This is a genomic window from Pseudomonas sp. PAGU 2196 (assembly GCF_022179005.1).
GTDB classification, from domain to species: Bacteria; Pseudomonadota; Gammaproteobacteria; order Pseudomonadales; family Pseudomonadaceae; genus Aquipseudomonas; species Aquipseudomonas kermanshahensis.
Map to the genome: position 1 here is coordinate 33,601 of NZ_BNTL01000026.1, position 17,652 is coordinate 51,252.

Sequence of the window (17,652 nt, forward strand, 5' to 3'; positions counted from 1 at the left end):
GGAAAAACGCCAGCGTTGCCTCACAGGCTGGCCGCCAAACCCAGAAACGCCTGGATCAACCGCAGTTCGCGGCGCCGCTCCAGGCAGCCGATCATGTGCTGGTTGACCAGGCCGTCTCCCGCCAGCGGCCGCGCCACCACACGCGGGTCATGGGCCACCTCGGTCGACGACACCACGCCAACCCCCAGTTCCGACGCCACCGCCTCGGTCACCGCTTCACGGCTGTCGAGCTCCAGCAGCACACGGGGCTGCACCCCGGCGGCGGCACAGGCTTTGTCGAACGTACGGCGGGTGGTCGAACTGGGCTCGCGCAGCACCATGATCTGCTGATTCAGCGCGGTCAACGGCAAGTCGCCGTCACCGTCCGCCCACGCATGCCCCGCTGGCAGCAACGCGCACAGCCGCGACTCGCACAAGCTTTGCAGGTACAAGCCCTTGCGCGGTTCGATTTCGGTCAGCACCGCGACATCGGCGTGCTCGGACAGCAGCGCGGCCAAGGTTTCCTGGGCATTGCCCAAGCGCAGGTTGACGGTGATGCCCGGGTAGCGCTCGCGCAACTGGGCGAGCATCGGCATCACGCGGTGCGGGCCGTCCGCCGCCACCTCCAGGCGCCCCGTCAGCAGCTGCCGGTTGGCTTCGAGCATCGCCTGGGCTTCTTCGGCCAGGCCGAACATGGCCCGGGTGATGGCCGCCAGCCGCGTGCCCTCCTCGGTCAGCTCCACCCGCCGCGCCGTGCGCCTGAGCAGGGTGATCTGGTAGTGCTCTTCCAGCGCCTTGACGTGCCCAGTCACGGCCGGCTGGCTGATGAACAGCCGCGCGGCGGCACGGGTGAAGCTGCCCTCACGGGCGACGGCATCGAAAGCGCGGAGCTGGAACAGGTTCATGTTTATCGGCCTGACTTATGGCTGGCATAACAACAAACAATTTGATTGATAGCTTAGCCAATTGCAACCTAGCCCCCGTAGTTTCAGCGCCAGATTTTTCGGCTGACCACCCGCCGCTTGTGAGGAACCACGGAATGAGCAACGCACCCATCCTGCTGACCCCCGGCCCCCTGACCACGTCGCTGCGCACCCGCCAAGCCATGCTGGTGGACTGGGGCTCCTGGGACAACGCCTTCAACCAACTCACCGCCAGCGTCTGCGAACAACTGCTGGCGGTCATCGACGGCAGCTCCAGCCACCACTGCGTGCCCCTGCAAGGCAGCGGCACCTTCGCCGTGGAAGCCGCCATCGGCACCTTGGTACCCCGCAATGGCAAGGTGCTGGTGCTGATCAACGGCGCCTATGGCCAACGCCTGGCGAAAATCTGCAAGGTGCTGGGCCGCACCTACAGCACCTTCGAAACCGCCGAAGACCAACCGACCACCGCCGCCGATGTCGACCGCCTGCTGGCCGCCGACCCAGCCATCACCCACGTGGCGTTGATCCACTGCGAAACCAGTACCGGCATCCTCAACCCACTGGCCGAGATCGCCCAGGTGATCAAGCGCCACGGCAAGCGCCTGATCATCGACGCCATGAGCTCGTTCGGCGCGCTGCCGATCGATGCCCGCAAGGTCCCCTTCGACGCACTGATCGCCGCCTCGGGCAAGTGCCTGGAAGGCGTGCCGGGCATGGGCTTTGTCTTCGCCGAAAAAACCGCCCTGGCCGCTGCCGAAGGCAACGCCCACTCGCTGGCCATGGACCTGCATGACCAGCACGCCTACATGGCCAAGACCGGCCAGTGGCGCTTCACCCCGCCCACCCACGTGGTCGCGGCGCTGCATGAAGCGCTGCAGCAGTACAACGAAGAAGGTGGCCTGCCTGCGCGCCACCAGCGCTACGCCGACAACTGCAAAACCCTGCTCGACGGCATGGCCGCCCTCGGCCTGCGCAGCTTCCTGCCGGCGGAGATCCAGGCGCCGATCATCGTCACCTTCCATGCCCCAAACGATGCCCGCTACCAGTTCAAAGACTTCTACGAGCGGGTCAAGGCCAAGGGCTTCATCCTTTACCCCGGCAAGCTGACCCAGGTCGAGACCTTCCGCGTCGGCTGCATCGGCGTGGTCGGGCCGGAGGGCATGCAAGCCGCGGTCAACGCCGTGGCCGAGGTGCTGCGGGAAATGGAAGTGCTGGACATCTGACCCTTTGCCCACCCCAATTCAGGAAATAGCGCACATGAATTACAGCAACCCTACCCAGCTGCAAGCCGCCATCCTCGACTGGGCCGGCACCGTGGTCGACTTCGGCTCGTTCGCCCCCACCCAGATCTTCGTCGAAGCCTTCGCCGAGTTCGACGTCCAGGTGTCCATCGAAGAAGCCCGAGGCCCGATGGGCATGGGCAAGTGGGACCACATCCGCACCCTGTGCAACGTGCCGGAAATCGCCGAACGCTACCGCAATGTGTTCGGCCGCACCCCCACCGACGATGACGTCACGGCCATCTACAACCGCTTCATGCCGCTGCAAATCGAGAAGATCGCCGTGCACTCGGCGCTTATCCCCGGCGCCCTGGACACCCTCACCGGCCTGCGCCAGGACGGCCTGAAGATTGGCTCGTGCTCAGGCTACCCGAAGGTGGTGATGGATAAAGTGGTGGAGCTGGCCGCCCAAAACGGCTATGTCGCCGACCATGTGGTGGCCACCGACGAAACCCCGAACGGCCGCCCCTGGCCGGCCCAAGCCCTGGCCAACGTGATTGCCCTGGGCATCGATGACGTGGCCGCCTGCGTGAAGGTCGATGACACCGTACCGGGCATCCTCGAAGGCCGCCGTGCAGGCATGTGGACGGTGGCACTGGTGTGCTCCGGCAACGCCCTGGGGCTGACCTGGGAAGGCTACCGGGCATTGAGTGCCGAGAAACTGGAGCGCGAGCGCACGCGCATTCACGCGCTGTTCGCCAGCTCGCGCCCGCACTACCTGATCGACACCATCAATGAGCTGCCCGAAGTGATTGCCCACATCAACCGGCGCCTGGCCAAGGGTGAAATGCCGCAGGCATCCTGACCCGACCCAAACGGGGCTGCCTTGCAGCCCATCGCCGGCAAGCCGGCTCCCACAAAAAATGCGCAGTGTTCAATGCCAGCGCTATCCCTGTGGGAGCCGGCTTGCCGGCGATGGGAGCGGCGACCATTAAATATGAAATACTCGGTCTCAATCCAGCCTGCAGCAAAAGCCCACTGTCACTAGCCTGATGAGCAAACCATCAGGAGTAGGCAACATGGACAGTCCTCGCTCTAGCCAATTGAGACTCGGTCGGTTTTCAGAGCCCAACCGGTTATACCTATTAACCAGCACAACGCTACACAGAGCCCCGCTTCTGAATGAGCTTCAGTCTGCCCGCTTGCTGGTCGCTCAGTTGCGCCAGGCGCAGGACGAAGGCACAGCTCAATCTCTGGCATGGGTGGTGATGCCTGACCATTTTCATTGGCTGGTTGAGCTGGAGCCGGTGAGCCTGAAAACCCTGATGCGCCGCGTGAAGTCTCGTAGCACGCTGGCGATCAACAGACTGCAAGGACGCAGTGGGCGGCTCTGGCAGAAAGGCTTTCATGATCGAGCCTTGCGAAGGAAGGAGAATGTGCAGGCAGTGGCACGCTACATCGTCTTGAACCCTAAGCGGGCGGGTTTGGTAGAGCGGATTGGGGATTACTCACACTGGGATGCGATCTGGCTGTAATCAACCCAAGTTGCAGCCTGTTCAGGCCTCATCGCCGGCAAGCCGGCTCCCACAGGATCTGTGCAGACGCCAAGGTTAGCGCCGCACCTGTGGGAGCCGGCTTGCCGGCGATGGGCTGCAAAGCAGCCCTACTGAGGCAACTGCACCTGCGGCTTGGTGGCAACAAAAATGGCCCAGCTCGACACGAACAATGCGGCGATCAATGGCCCGATCACAAACCCGTTGAGCCCGAACACCGCCAACCCACCCAAGGTGGACACCAGAATCAGGTAATCCGGCATGCGCGTGTCCTTGCCCACCAGAATCGGGCGCAGCACGTTGTCCACCAGGCCGATCACCAGCACCCCGAACGCCGTGAGGATCACCCCCGGCAGAATCGCCCCGCTCAACAGGAAATACGCCGCCACCGGCGCCCACACGATCCCCGCCCCCACCGCTGGCAGCAGCGACAGAAACGCCATCATCACCGCCCACACCAACGCACTGGGGATATCCAGCACCCAGAATATGAAGCCGCCAAGCGCGCCCTGGGTAATGGCAACCAACACGTTGCCCTTGACCGTTGCCCGCACCACGCGGTTGAACTTCAGCTGCAAGCGGCGCTTCTGGTGTTCGGGCAGCGGCACCGCAAGGCGCACGCGGCGCGCGACTTCCGCACCCTCGCGCAGGAAAAAGAACAGCAGGTAAACCATGATGCCGAAGCTCACCAGAAACTCGAACGTGCCCTGCCCAAAGCTATAGGCCTGGCTGGCCAACGCCTGGCTGCCTTGGGTGGCCCATTTGGTGATCTTCTCGCGCAGCCCTTCAAGGTTGCCGATGCCCAAGCTGTCCAGGCCGTGCTGCACGAACCCCGGCAGCATGTTCATGCCATGCTCGACGTAGCCGGCAATGTCCAATTGCCCACTCTCGATGCGCTGGTACAACGTCGCCCCCTCCTGCACCAACAAGGCACTGGTGATGATCACAGGCAATACAGCCACCACCAGGCAAATCAACAGCGTCGTGGCGGCGGCAAGGTTGCGCCGTCTGCCAAACCGTATCAGCAGGCTGCGCTGCAGCGGCGCGAACAGGATGCCGAGAATCACCGCCCAGAAGATGGCCCCGTAGTAGGGCAGCAAGATCCACACGAAGGCGATGGTCACCAGTGCCAGGAGCACGGCCAAGGCTCTGTTCTGCAAAGCGGTTTCGTTCATGAAGGATCCTCAAGTGTCCTGAACGTTAGTGCGCGGCGTAGGGGTAAAAGTGCCGTCGCGCCGTTGATTCAGGTCAATGCCGGCAAAACCGCCAAGCCATAGCATTCAGGCCTTTTGCCCCGGTGCGCACATGACCCTTCCCGCCAAGCCCGAACTGCTGGCCCCCGCTGGCACCCTCAAGACAATGCGCTACGCCTTCGCCTACGGCGCCGACGCCGTCTATGCCGGCCAACCACGCTACAGCCTGCGGGTGCGCAACAACGAATTCGACCACGCCCACCTGGCGCTGGGCATCCAGGAGGCTCATGCCCTGGGCAAGCGCTTCTACGTGGTGATCAACATCGCCCCGCACAATGCCAAGCTGAAAACCTTCCTCAAGGACCTCGCACCGGTGATCGCAATGGCGCCGGATGCGCTGATCATGTCCGACCCCGGCCTGATCATGCTGGTGCGCCAGCACTACCCGCAGATGCCGGTGCATTTGTCGGTGCAGGCCAACACCGTCAACTGGGCCAGCGTGCAGTTCTGGCAGCAGCTGGGGCTGAGCCGGGTGATCCTGTCGCGGGAGCTGTCGCTCGAAGAGATTGAAGACATCCGCCACCACGTGCCGGACATGGAACTGGAAGTGTTCGTCCACGGTGCCCTGTGCATGGCTTACTCCGGCCGCTGCCTGCTGTCGGGCTACCTCAACAAGCGCGACGCCAACCAAGGCACCTGCACCAATGCTTGCCGCTGGAAGTACGACGCCACGCCGGCCAGCGAGGATGCCACCGGCGACATCGTGCGCGAAGTGCAACCGACCCTGGGGCTCGGTGCCCCTACCGATCAGGTCTTCCTGCTGCAGGAAAGCAACCGCCCGGACGAAGCGATGCCGGCGTTCGAGGACGAACACGGCACCTACATCATGAACGCCAAGGACCTGCGCGCCATCCAGCACGTCGAACGCCTGGCCAGCATGGGCGTGCACTCGCTGAAAATCGAAGGCCGCACCAAGTCGCACTTCTACTGCGCCCGCGCGGTGCAGTCCTACCGCCAGGCCATCGACGACGCCGTGGCAGGCCGGCCTTTCGACCGCGCTCTGATGGGCAACCTCGAATCCCTGGCGCAGCGCGGCTACACCGAAGGCTTCCTGCGCCGGCATGTGCACGATGAGTACCAGAACTACCAGCGTGGCAACTCGGTGTCCGAGCGCCAGCAGTTCGTCGGCGAACTGACCGGCGCGCGTGTGGACGGCCTGGCTGAGGTCAAGGTCAAGAACCGCTTCGCCGTGGGCGACCACCTGGAGCTGATGACCCCGCGCGGCAACTACCATTTCGACCTGCACCGCCTGTGCGACCGCCAGCAGCAGGCCATCGAAGTAGCGCCGGGTGACGGCCATGTGGTGTACCTACCGATTCCGGAGCAGGTCCCGCTGGAGTACGGCCTGCTGATGCGTGACCTGCGCCACGACGAGGCCGCCGCCTGACAACGCTGTAATGCGCAGCTCAGCTGGCTGACAGCCAGCAACGGCCAACATCGGGGTTCTCTCGCATGAGGCCACGCCATGTTGCGCAACCCCTCCCGCCGTACCTTCGTCAAAGGCCTGGGCGCCGCCACTACGCTGGCGGGCCTTGGGCTTTGGCGGCCACTGGCCCAGGCCGCCAATGGCCGCGACCTGGCCAGCCAGCACTTCGAGCTGTCGATCGGCCAGACCGCAGTCAACATCACCGGCCGCCCTCGCACCGCCCTGACCGTCAACGACAGCCTGCCCGGCCCGCTGCTGCGCTGGCGCGAAGGTGACACCGTCAGCCTGCGCGTGCGTAACCGCCTCGCCCAGAGCACCTCGATCCATTGGCATGGCATCCTCCTGCCGGCCAACATGGACGGTGTGCCAGGCCTGAGCTTTGCGGGTATCGAGCCCGGCGGCGACTACCTTTACCAGTTCACCCTGCGCCAAAGCGGCACCTACTGGTACCACAGCCATTCCGGGCTGCAGGAGCAGGCCGGGGTGTATGGGGCGATCGTCATCGAGCCCCGCGAACCCGAGGCGCATCAGTCCCAGCGTGACCATGTGCTGCTGTTCAGCGACTGGTCGGACCAGCCCCCTGAACAGCTGTTGGCGACCCTGAAAAAGCAGTCCGACGCCTTCAACTACCACAAACGTACGCTCGCCGATTTCATCGATGACGTGGCCGACAATGGCTGGAGTACCACCGTCGCCGAACGCATGAGCTGGGCCCGCATGCGCATGAGCCCCACGGACCTGGCCGATGTCAGCGCAGCCACCTACACCTACTTGCTCAATGGCCAACCACCGGATGGCAACTTCACCTGCCTGTTCCAGCCGGGCGAAACCGTGCGCCTGCGGCTGATCAACGCCTCGGCCATGACCTATTTCGACTTCCGCATCCCCGGCCTGACGCTGACCGTGATCGCCGCCGACGGCCTGCCGGTGACACCCGTGAGCGTGGACGAACTGCGCATCGCCGTGGCCGAAACCTACGACGTGCTGGTGACCGTCGGCGACCTGCCCGCCTACACGCTGTATGCCCAGAGCATGGACCGCAGTGGCTACGCGCGCGGCACCCTGGCCCGCGCCAACGGCCTGCAGGCGCCCGTGCCGCAACCAGACCCGCGCCCCGTACTGAGCATGGCCGACATGGGCCACGGCGCCATGGCAGGCATGGACCACAGCAACATGGCCGGCATGGACCATTCCAGCATGGCCGCCATGCAGCAACACCCACCCAGCGAAACCGGCAACCCTCTGGTGGACATGCAGACCATGGCCCCACGGCCCAACCTCGCCGACCCAGGCATCGGCCTGCGTGGCAACGGCAGGCGCGTGCTGACCTACGCCGACCTGCGCAGCCCTTACCCCGACCCGGATGGCCGCGAACCCTCACGCGACATCGAGCTGCACCTGACCGGCCACATGGAGCGCTTTGCCTGGTCGTTCGACGGGGTCAAGTTCAGCGATGCCGAACCGTTGCGCCTGGCCTATGGCGAGCGGGTGCGCATCACCTTGGTCAACGACACCATGATGACCCACCCCATCCACCTGCATGGCATGTGGAGCGACCTGGAAGACGAACAGGGGCGCTTTCTGGTGCGCAAACACACCGTCGACATCCCGCCTGGCAGCCGCCGCAGCTACCGAGTCACCGCCGACGCCCTGGGCCGCTGGGCCTACCACTGCCATTTGCTCTACCACATGGAGACCGGCATGTTCCGCGAGGTGCGCGTCGATGAATGAGCTCAATAGCCGTCGCATCGTCACCGGTGTGGCCCTGGTGGCGCTGCTCGCCAGTGAACGCACCATGGCCGCCGGCCTGCAGCACAGGGGCCACGGAGCCATGCCCATGGACCACAGCCAGATGAACCACGCAACGCCGCCTGCGCAACAGCCGCGTACGCCGCTGCCGGTGCTCAGTGACGCCGACCGTCGCGCAGCCTTCCCGCCGCTGCCAGGGCACCAGGTGCATGACCGGGCGCTGAACGGGGCGGTGATCGTCGACCAGCTTGAATACCAGCACTTCGACAGCAGCGGCGCGTTGAACTGGAACGCCAGCGCCTGGGTCGGCGGCGACATCGACCGCCTGTGGCTGCGCAGCGAGGGCGAACGCGAGCAGGGCAAGACCCACAAGGCCGAACTGCAGGCGCTCTGGGGCCACGCCATCAGCCCTTGGTGGGAACTGGTCGGCGGCCTGCGCCAAGACTTCAAGCCCGCCAGCGGGCAGGCCTGGGCCGCCTTCGGTATCCAGGGCACGCCGCTGTATGGCGTTGAGCTGGAGGCCACTGCCTACGTCGGCGAGCGGCAACAGACCGCGCTGCGCCTGGAAGCCGCTTACGCTATGCTGCTGACCAACCGCTGGGTACTCGAACCCACCCTGGAAGCCAATGTTTTTGGCCGCGACGATGCGCGCCGCGAGCAAGCCACGGGGCTGGCCGACAGCGAAATCGGCCTGCGCCTGCGCTATGAAATCAGCCGTGGTTTCGCGCCGTACGTCGGGGTCAGTTTCAATCGCTTGCACGGCAACCGCGCCGACCAGGCCCGCGAAGACGGCGAAGACACCGGCCAGACCCGCCTGGTGGCCGGTATCCGCCTGCGTTTCTAAAGGAGTGTTTCACCATGCTGCACAAACACCTGCTGACCCTCGGGCTGCTGGCTATCACTGGCCTGGCCCAGGCCGCCGAGGCCATCGATGTCTACCGCGACCCCAACTGCGGCTGCTGCAAGGCCTGGATCAGCCACCTGCGCGACAACGGCTTCACCGTCAACGACCACGTCGAACCGAACATGAGCGCAGTCAAGCAACGCCTGGGCGTGGCACCGCGCCTGGCGTCGTGCCATACCGGAGTGATCGACGGCAAGTTCGTCGAAGGCCATGTGCCGGCCGAACAGGTCCGCCTGCTGGCCAAACGCAACGACCTCAAGGGCCTGGCCGTCCCCGGCATGCCCATGGGCTCGCCGGGCATGGAAATGGGTGACCACAAAGACGCCTACCAGGTCATCGGTGTGACCCAGGATGGCCAGGACACCGTGGTCGCCAACTACTGATGCTCAGCGAGTGGGCGCTGTTCCTCAGCGCCTTCGGCGCCGCCACCCTGCTGCCGCTGCAATCGGAGGCTGTGCTGGTTGGTTTGCTGCTGCGCCAGCCCGACGCCTGGCCGACCTTGTTGCTGGTGGCCACCTTGGGCAATGTGCTCGGTTCGGTGGTCAACTGGGTATTGGGCCGGGCCATCGAGCACCTGCGTGACAAGCGGTGGTTCCCGTTCAGCGCCCGCCAGCTCGAACGTGCGCAACACCGCTACCAGCGCTGGGGGCAGTGGTCGCTGCTGCTGAGCTGGATGCCAGTGATCGGCGACCCGCTGACCCTGATCGCGGGGATCATGCGTGAGCCCTTCTGGCGCTTTATGCTGCTGGTGACCCTGGCCAAGGCCGGCCGTTACGCCGTGGTGGCGATGATCACCCTGGGCTGGTTTCACGCCTGGTAACACCTTTGCCGCTTCAGGCGGTCAACTGGCTGATACAGTCGCCTATTCCTACATGGCCCTACACGGAGTGCCCCCATGCTGCGCGCAACCGCCCTGGCCCTTGCCTGCCTTGTCGGCGGCCCGGCCCTTGCTGCCGAGTCGCCCACCTACGGCAAACAACTCGAAGGGTTCAGCTACCCTCACCCGCTCAAGCATTTCGACTTCAGCTCCCAGGGCCAAGCCCTGCAGATGGGCTACATGGACGTACCCGCCCAAGGCCAGGTCAATGGCCACAGCGTGGTGCTGATGCATGGCAAGAACTTCTGCGCCGCTACCTGGGAAACCACCATCAATGCCCTGAGCAAAGCCGGCTACCGGGTCATCGCCCCGGACCAGATCGGCTTCTGCACCTCAAGCAAACCTGCGTATTACCAGTACAGCTTCCAGCAATTGGCGGACAACACCCACGCCTTGCTCGACCAGCTGGGCGTCAAGCAGGCCATTGTGCTTGGCCACTCCACCGGCGGCATGCTCGCGACCCGCTATGCGCTGATGTACCCGCAGCAGGTCGAACGCCTGGCGATGGTCAACCCGATTGGCCTGGAAGACTGGAAGGCCCTGGGCGTCCCCTACCGTACGGTGGACCAGTGGTATGCACGGGAGCTCAAGCTCGATGCCGCAGGGGTGCGTGAGTATGAGCGCAAGACCTATTACGCCGGGCGCTGGAAGCCGGAGTATGAGCGCTGGGTACAGATGCTGGTGGGCCTCAACCAAGGGCCGGGGCATGAAGCAGTGGCGTGGAACTCGGCGTTGATCTACGACATGATTTTCACCCAGCCGGTGTACCACGAGTTCAAGGACCTGAAGATGCCGACCCTGTTGCTGATCGGTGATCAGGACACCACGGCCATCGGCAGCGACATCGCGCCGCCAGAGGTCAAGGCACGTTTGGGCAAGTACCAGGTGCTGGGGCCACAAGTGGCCAAGCTGATCCCCCAGGGTGAACTGGTGACGTTCGAGGGTATGGGCCACGCGCCGCAGATCGAAGAGCCGGTGCGGTTCAACCGAACGCTCATCGAGTGGTTGGGGCGCTGAGTCGGCTACCCCCCAACCTACTGAGTGGGCGCAACTGCCTTGGGCAAAATCTAAACTTATGCGCGATCACTGTGGGAGCGGGCTTGCCCGCGAACACGGGCGCAGCCCGTGCCATCCATCGCGTCGCTCCCACAGGGGCTTAGCCGAAGCGTTGCAACTGCATCTCGCGTAAGCGGCTCAAGGTGCGTTGATACGGGAACGCCAAGTACCCTTGGGTATAAAGCGCGTCAAGCGGCACCTGCGCCTCCAGGTACAACGCCACCCGGCGGTCGTAACATTCGTCGACCAGGGCAATGAACCGGCGCACCGCATCGTCCTTGGGCGACAGCGCCGGCAGCTCCCGGTCTCCTGCCGCGACCCGCGCCGCACCATCCTCGGTACCGCGGGCAATCCGCCCGGCCCGTTGCTCGCCACCTAACGCCGGCACGCCCTCCAGCAGTATCGACGGGAAACGGTCACACAGGGCCATGAACTCCATCGCCGCCAGAGGCTGCTCGCAGAGGTCGGTGAAGCGGCACCAAATGGCCTGCTCACTGCGCCGAATAACCTTTATCTGCCTTGAGCCAATGGCCAGCGGCTGCTCGCTGCCGAGGTCAGCCGGGCTGAGTTGGCGGAACACTTCACCCAGCACGCCGCGCTCACCGGCCTCAGTGACCCAGTAACGCTGCCGCACAGCGCCCGGATGCAGGCGATGGTCCTGCTCGCCGGCCACCGACAACACCCGCATGTGCCGTTCAATGGCGGCAATCGCGGGCAGGAAGCGGTCACGGTTGAAGCCATCGCGGTAGAGCTGGTCGGGCGGTTGGTTGGAGGTGGCGACAATCACCACGCCCTGGTCGAACAACACCTGGAACAGGCGGCCGAGGATAATCGCGTCACCGATGTCATTGACGAACAACTCGTCGAAGCACAGTACGCGAATCTCCCGGGCCAGTTCACGGGCCAGGGCCAGCAGCGGGTCGGCGGTGCCGTTGAGCTGGAACAACCGCTGGTGCACCCAGGCCATGAAATGGTGAAAGTGCTGGCGCCGACTGGGGTGCTGCAGGCAACGGTGAAACTGGTCCATCAGCCAGGTCTTGCCCCGGCCGACAGGGCCCCAGAGGTAGACACCCTGGGTGAGGCGGCCCTGTTCGATCGCCTCGAAACAGGCCTGCAACGCATCGACTGCGTGGGCCTGGGCGGGGTCATGGACATAGCCGTGGTCGGTCAGGGCTTGTTGGTAGAGGGTCTGCGGTTGGGCGGTCATGCCGCATTATCGGTACTGGCCCCATCCTCAGCAAGCCAACGCCGCTCCTGTGTGGGAGCAGCCTTGTGCTGCGAAGAGGCCAGTGCAGGCCACAACTATCTTAAGTGTCACCACCGGCCTCTTCGCAGCGCAAGGCTGCTCCTACACCGACCGTGCATGGCAGAAGCCAGCGCTTCAGCCCTCGCCCAGCCCCACTTTCAACAGCGCCCCGTCCTTGTCATCGGTCAACACGTACAGATACCCATCCGGGCCTACCCGCACATCACGGATACGCGCCTTGAGGTCCCCAAGCAAACGCTCTTCGTGCACCACCTTGTCGCCCTCGAGCTGCAGACGGATCAATTGCTGAGTAGCCAGCGCCCCAATGAACAGGTTGTGGTCCCACGCTTTGAACGTCGGGCTGTCGTAGAACGCCATGCCGCTGATGCCAGGGGACTTTTCCCAGACATGGTGCGGGTCGACCATGCCATCGACGTGCTTGCCCTTGGCCTCCGGGATCGGCAGCAGCGAGTAATTGATGCCGTGGGTGGCAACCGGCCAGCCGTAGTTCTTGCCGGGCTGGGGAATGTTGATTTCGTCGCCGCCCCGTGGGCCGTGTTCGTGAGTCCAGAGCTTGCCAGTCCAAGGGTTGAGTGCTGCGCCCTGCTGATTGCGATGGCCGAACGACCAGATCTCGGAGCGCACGTTGTCTTTGCCGACGAAGGGGTTGTCTTTGGGCACTTCGCCGTCAGGCAAGATCCGCACGACCTTGCCTTGCAGCTTGTCGAGGTCCTGGGCAGTCGGCCGTTGGTTGTTCTCGCCCAGGGCAATGAACAGGTAACCGTCTCGGTCGAACACCAGCCGCGAACCGAAATGGTTGCCCACCGAGAGCTTGGGCTGCTGGCGGAAGATCACCGTGAAGTTTTCTAGCCGTGCGCGGTCTTCGGACAGCTGACCGCGGCCGACCGCCGTCCCTGCCTTGCCATCATTACCCGCTTCGGCATAGGACAGGTAAACGGTGCGGTCCTTGCCGAACTCCGGCGACAACACCACGTCCAGCAACCCGCCCTGCCCTTCGGCCCAGACCTGAGGCACGCCACTGATAGGCGGGCCGACCTTGCCTTCGGCGTTGACTACCCGCAGGTTGCCGGGGCGCTCGGTCACCAGCATGTCCTTGCCGCCCGGCAAGAAAGCCAATGCCCAAGGGTTGCGCAGGCCATCGGCGACGGTGCTGACGGTCAATGGCCCTTCTTCGCTGGGGAACTGCTGCTCGGAAGCCGCGTGCGCCAACAGGGGCAGCAGCGCGGCAGCGGTCAAGGTGGTCAGCCAGGTAGCTCGGGTCATGCAGAATTCCTTTCGACGGGGCTTACGGCGCGCGTGGGTTATCGCGCGGCGGCCGGGTGGGTTCCAGATTGGGCGCTTGCTGTTGGCGGCGCAGGTTGTCGCCGTTGCCAATGCCGCGGTTGTCCAGCGAGGGCGTGCGCTGGTAGGGGTCGGTGGACGGGCCACGCACGGGCGGTGTGGCCGGCATGCTGCCCTGGCGGCTATTGGGGTTGGCGCGCTGGATCGGGCTGTTGTAGGGGTTGTTGCTGGCCGCGAGTTGCAAGGGCGCAACCGGCGCTGCGCGCGCGGGCAGGCACAACGCCAGGCCAATGGCCAGGATTGGCAGTGCTAGGTTCATGCTTCACCTCCTGTACGAAATGCCGCGCCTTGTGCGTTGGATAGCCTAAGGCGCGAGGGGTTCGCGGCAAAAGTGTGAAAGCGGCTGGAGATAATTCCTGATGTTTCAGTATGGACCCCAAGGGGCTGCAGCGCAGCCCCGCCGGGCTCATTGGCCGCTGCGGAAGGCCATCCACAGGCGGTTACGCTGGCGCAAGTCGGACAGCGCCATGCTGCGGTCGGCGTACAGCCGTTGACGCACCTGGGCTGGCGGGTAGATGTCCGGGTCGTTGCGCACGGCAGCGTCGACCAAGGGGGTGGCCGCTTGGTTGGCATTGGCGAAGAACAGCGTGTTGGTCAGCGCGGCGACCGAGTCCGGCTTGAGCATGAAGGCGATGAACGCGCGGGCTGCCTCGGGGTGTGGCGCGTCCTTGGGGATGACCAGGTTGTCCTGCCAGACCAAGGTGCCTTCCTGGGGGATGCGGTAGATCAGCTCGAACGGTTTGCCAGCACGGCGTGCCTGGTCGGCGGCCATCGCCGCATCACCGTTGTAGGTGAGTGCCAGGCACACGCTGCCATTGGCCAGGTCGCTGATCTGCCGGCCGTTGGCAACATAGCGCACAGAGGGCTGCAGCTGGTTCAGCAGTGCCTGCGCGGCGTCCAAGTCGGCCTTGTTCTGGCTGTAAGGGTCCTTGCCCAAGTAGTTCAAGGTCAGGCCGATCACTTCCTGCGGCGAGTCGGGCATGGCGATGCCGCAATCCTTCAGGCGGCTGGCGTACTCCGGCTTGAACAACAGGTCGAGGCTGTCCAGCGGCACATCGCCCAGGCGCTGGCGCACGGCCTCGACATTCACCCCCAGGCCCAGCGTGCCCCAGGTGTAAGGCACCGCGTAGCGGTTGCCGGGGTCGGCCTCGGCCAGTTTGGCCAGCAAGTCCTTGTCGAGGTTGGCATAGCCGGGCATGGCCTGGGCATCGAGCGGCTGCAGGGCCTTGGCCTTGAGCGCCCGGGCCAGCACGGTGGATGACGGCACCACCACGTCATAGCCGCTGCCACCGGTCAGCAGCTTGGTCTCCAGCACCTCGGTGGTGTCAAAGGTGTCGTAGCGTACCTTGTAGCCCGTTTCGCGCTCGAAGCGCTGGAGGGTTTGCGGGGCGACATAGTCGGCCCAGCTGTAGAGGTTGACGACCTTCTCTTGGGCCTGCAGCGGCAGGGCCAGGCACAGGGACAGCAGGCACAGCGATCGACGCATGACGGACACCTCGGCAAAGGGAGCTGTCCGTCACTGTAGTCCACACCACTCGCACCCTGCACGATTCGGGTAGGGGCAGCCTTGTGCTGCGAAGAGGCCAGTGACAACAGCATAGATTTTCGCTGTTTGCACCGGCCTCTTCGCAGCGCAAGGCTGCTCCTACCTGAAACCCGGCATAGCTGTCAGTAAGCCATGCTCCAGGTCAGGGTGTAGGTGCGCCCACGGCCCTGGTAGTCATACAGGTACGCCGGGCCATAGGTCGGTGCGTAGAACAACGTCGCCCGCTGCCCCCAGACCGTGCTGTACTGCTTGTCCAGCAAGTTCTGGATGCCTGCGCTGAAGGTGCCGAAGCCGGTTTCCTGGCTGCCCAGCAGGTCGAAGGTGGTGTAGCCGTCGATCTCGTGGTCGGCATCGTCCTTGAGGGTGAACGCATGGTTGGCTTGCAGGCGGGCACTGCGGCCATCGCCCTTCCAGCCAACAAACGCCGTGGACTTGGACAGCGACGCGTAACGGGCATCGCGTTTCATCCAGCCACCGTCGACGTCTTCTTCCTCGGAGCGGGTCAGGTGCAGCGTACCCCCGGCTTCCCAACCGCTCTGGAAGTGGCGGGTCAACGCACCTTCGAAGCCAAAGTCACGGCTCTTCTGCTCTTCGACATTGATGGTCAGCGTTTGCGAATCGACATTGATGATCTTGTCCGACCAGATGTAGTACAGCGCCGCCTGAGCGTCCCAATCCACGTCGGCATAGCGCCAGCCCAGCTCGACCTGGCGGCTCTTGATGCCGGCCAGCGGGTTGTCGGCGACGCTCAAGCCCGGCTTGCCGTAATACTTGGCCGGGTCCGGCAGGTCGAAACCTTCACCGTAGTTGGTCCACACCTGATGGCCATTCTTGAAGTCGTAGATGGCGCCGACGTTGTACAGGTTGACTTGGTAATCGTTGCTGCCGCCGGGTACGCCTTTGAATTCGCTGACATCCACGTCCATCTGCTGCCGCCGGGCGCCGCCGGACAAGGTCAGGTTGTCGGTGGCATGCCAATCGAGCTGGGCGTACACCGACACACCGTCAACCCGGTAGCTGGGGTAACGCGCGGCCTTGCTGGCCTTTTCCATGTCCAGGCCACCGCTTTCGGATGAGGTCAGGGCGTCGAAGGTGGTCTGTTCGGCGTTGAAGCGCTCGCGGTCCAGGTCGACACCGTAGGTCAGCTTGAGCGTGTCCCACTGCTTGGCGAACAGGCCTTTGAGGCTGGTGACCTCGAAGTTCTGTTGTGATGCGGCGAAGTACACCCCGCGCGAACCGGTGGGTGTGGCGCGGTTGTAGTACGGGAACGGGTAGAAGTTGTCGTCTTCCTTGCGGTACGAGGCCTGCAGGTAGAAGTCTTGGCCCAGCACATCGGTGTGATGGTAATTGGCGTTGAGCAACAGGCGCCGGGTACGTGGCTCCAGGTCAGAGGAATAGCCACTGCGCAGCTCGGCGTCTTCCAGGTCCGAAGGGGCGTTGTAGTTGAGGTTGGGGAAGTAGATGCCGGTGCTGCCGTGGTTGCCCGAGTCGTAGTACTGGGCCAGCAGGTCCAGGCTCTGCTCATCGGTCAGCTTCAGCCCCAGGGTGCCGAGCACGTCGATGGTGCGGTTGTATTGCAGGTCGGTCTGGGTGTTGTCGATGAAGATCTGATCGCCAGCGCCGTCATAGAAGGCTTCGTTCTGTTCGCCGGAAATACCAAGGCGGGCACTGACCCGCTCGTTGCTGCCGCTGATCGACTGGGCGATGCGGGTGGCCAGGTCATCACTGTTGTTGAAGCCGCTGCTGGCACCCAGCTGGGTCTCGAAGCGGGCCGGGCCGGGCTCACCCTTCTTGGTCACAATGTTGATGATGCCGCCGGTGGCGCCGCCGCCGTAAAGGGCGCTGGCCCCCGACAGCACTTCGACGCGCTCGACGTTGAACGGCGAGATGCTGTCGAACTGGCGCGACAGGCCGCGCGAGCTGTTCTGGCTGACCCCGTCGATCATCACCAGCACATTGCGCCCGCGCATGTTCTGGCCATAGTTGGTGCGCCCTTCTGGCGCCAGGTCCAGGCCAGGCACCAACTTGCCGATGGCTTCCTTGAGGCTCACCCCGCTGTCGATCTGCTCACGCAGCTGCTGCTGGTCGACCACCCAAACGGTGCCAGGGATTTCGCTGATCGCCGTGCTGGTGCGCGAGGCCACACTGACCTCGATGGGCTTGAGGTTGACGGCCTGCGGCGTGGCGTCCGCCTTGCGCAGGGTAACTGTGCGGGCATCACTGAACTGCCAGCTCATGCCACTGCCCGCCAGCAACTGCTGCAGTGCCTGCTCGATGCTGTAGCTGCCCTGCAACGCCGGGCTGTTCAGGCCCGCGACATCGTGGGTGGTGTACAGCAGGTGCAACCCGGCCTGGTCGGCGAAGGCCGTCAGTGCCTGGTCCAGCGCCTGGGCAGGCAGGTCCAGCTGCACTTGGCGGGCTTCCACCGGGGCCTGTTGCGCACCACTTGAGGCCATCGCCTGCAAGGGGCCAGCCAGCATGGCCAAGGCAGTGCAAGACAACAAGGCGTGATGAAGGGGACCGCTGCGGCGGTGCGTAGGCTTGAGCGTAAGGGCCAC

The 17,652-nt window shown here is 64.4% G+C and carries 16 protein-coding genes; 9 read left to right on the forward strand and 7 right to left on the reverse strand.

The features are described from left to right. Window positions 1–20: 20 nt before the first annotated feature. Complete coding sequence (locus MFF34_RS20990; protein WP_238216242.1) at window positions 21–884, reverse strand: LysR substrate-binding domain-containing protein; 864 nt, start codon at window positions 882–884, stop codon at window positions 21–23. A gap of 134 nt (window positions 885–1,018) precedes the next feature. Here MFF34_RS20990 and MFF34_RS20995 point away from each other — a divergent pair, with 134 nt between their 5' ends. The 3 genes from MFF34_RS20995 (at window position 1,019) to MFF34_RS21005 (ending at window position 3,657) form a co-directional block, all read left to right on the forward strand. Beyond that, on the forward strand, window positions 1,019–2,125 hold the full coding sequence (locus tag MFF34_RS20995; protein WP_238216244.1) for a 2-aminoethylphosphonate--pyruvate transaminase: 1,107 nt from the start codon (window positions 1,019–1,021) through the stop codon (window positions 2,123–2,125). Window positions 2,126–2,159: 34 nt separating this feature from the next. Further along, a complete protein-coding gene (gene phnX, locus MFF34_RS21000) occupies window positions 2,160–2,987 on the forward strand; it encodes a phosphonoacetaldehyde hydrolase (RefSeq protein ID WP_238216247.1) in 828 nt (275 codons plus the stop codon). Window positions 2,988–3,201: 214 nt separating this feature from the next. Further along, complete coding sequence (locus MFF34_RS21005; protein WP_238216249.1) at window positions 3,202–3,657, forward strand: transposase; 456 nt, start codon at window positions 3,202–3,204, stop codon at window positions 3,655–3,657. A 128-nt stretch (window positions 3,658–3,785) separates the two neighbouring features. On the opposite strand, the gene MFF34_RS21010 is transcribed toward MFF34_RS21005, so the two are convergent. Next, window positions 3,786–4,850 carry an AI-2E family transporter gene (locus MFF34_RS21010; protein WP_027596563.1) on the reverse strand — a complete coding sequence of 355 codons (1,065 nt, stop codon included), beginning with the start codon at window positions 4,848–4,850 and terminating at the stop codon, window positions 3,786–3,788. 130 nt (window positions 4,851–4,980) lie between these two features. On the opposite strand from MFF34_RS21010, the gene yegQ reads away from it, so the two are divergent. From yegQ to MFF34_RS21040, 6 genes are all read left to right on the forward strand, one after another. Continuing rightward, window positions 4,981–6,315, forward strand: coding sequence for a tRNA 5-hydroxyuridine modification protein YegQ (gene yegQ / locus MFF34_RS21015; RefSeq protein WP_238216251.1), 1,335 nt, complete (start codon window positions 4,981–4,983; stop codon window positions 6,313–6,315). Between the two features lie 81 nt (window positions 6,316–6,396). Beyond that, window positions 6,397–8,085, forward strand: a complete 1,689-nt coding sequence (locus tag MFF34_RS21020) for a copper resistance system multicopper oxidase (protein WP_374707417.1) — start codon at window positions 6,397–6,399, stop codon at window positions 8,083–8,085. After that, entirely contained in the window at window positions 8,078–8,947 is an 870-nt protein-coding gene (locus tag MFF34_RS21025) for a copper resistance protein B (RefSeq protein WP_238216255.1), read from the forward strand. Before MFF34_RS21020 ends, MFF34_RS21025 begins: the two co-directional genes overlap by 8 nt. A 14-nt stretch (window positions 8,948–8,961) precedes the next feature. Continuing rightward, complete coding sequence (locus MFF34_RS21030) at window positions 8,962–9,390, forward strand: DUF411 domain-containing protein (protein WP_027596567.1); 429 nt, start codon at window positions 8,962–8,964, stop codon at window positions 9,388–9,390. After that, entirely contained in the window at window positions 9,390–9,827 is a 438-nt protein-coding gene (locus MFF34_RS21035) for a YqaA family protein (protein WP_027596568.1), read from the forward strand. Before MFF34_RS21030 ends, MFF34_RS21035 begins: the two co-directional genes overlap by 1 nt. Before the next feature lie 75 nt (window positions 9,828–9,902). Beyond that, window positions 9,903–10,901 carry an alpha/beta fold hydrolase gene (locus MFF34_RS21040; protein WP_238216258.1) on the forward strand — a complete coding sequence of 333 codons (999 nt, stop codon included), beginning with the start codon at window positions 9,903–9,905 and terminating at the stop codon, window positions 10,899–10,901. Between the two features lie 139 nt (window positions 10,902–11,040). Here the strand turns inward: MFF34_RS21040 and zapE are convergent, their stop codons facing one another. From zapE to MFF34_RS21065, 5 genes are all read right to left on the reverse strand, one after another. Continuing rightward, window positions 11,041–12,147: a cell division protein ZapE gene (zapE, locus tag MFF34_RS21045; protein ID WP_238216260.1), complete on the reverse strand. Its 1,107-nt coding sequence runs from the start codon at window positions 12,145–12,147 to the stop codon at window positions 11,041–11,043. A 174-nt stretch (window positions 12,148–12,321) separates the two neighbouring features. Further along, window positions 12,322–13,470, reverse strand: a complete 1,149-nt coding sequence (locus MFF34_RS21050; protein ID WP_085274170.1) for a PQQ-dependent sugar dehydrogenase — start codon at window positions 13,468–13,470, stop codon at window positions 12,322–12,324. A gap of 22 nt (window positions 13,471–13,492) precedes the next feature. Beyond that, window positions 13,493–13,807, reverse strand: a complete 315-nt coding sequence (locus tag MFF34_RS21055) for a hypothetical protein (RefSeq protein ID WP_238216262.1) — start codon at window positions 13,805–13,807, stop codon at window positions 13,493–13,495. A gap of 147 nt (window positions 13,808–13,954) precedes the next feature. Then, a complete protein-coding gene (locus tag MFF34_RS21060; RefSeq protein WP_085274169.1) occupies window positions 13,955–15,034 on the reverse strand; it encodes an extracellular solute-binding protein in 1,080 nt (359 codons plus the stop codon). A gap of 182 nt (window positions 15,035–15,216) precedes the next feature. Next, a complete protein-coding gene (locus MFF34_RS21065; RefSeq protein WP_238216264.1) occupies window positions 15,217–17,652 on the reverse strand; it encodes a TonB-dependent receptor in 2,436 nt (811 codons plus the stop codon).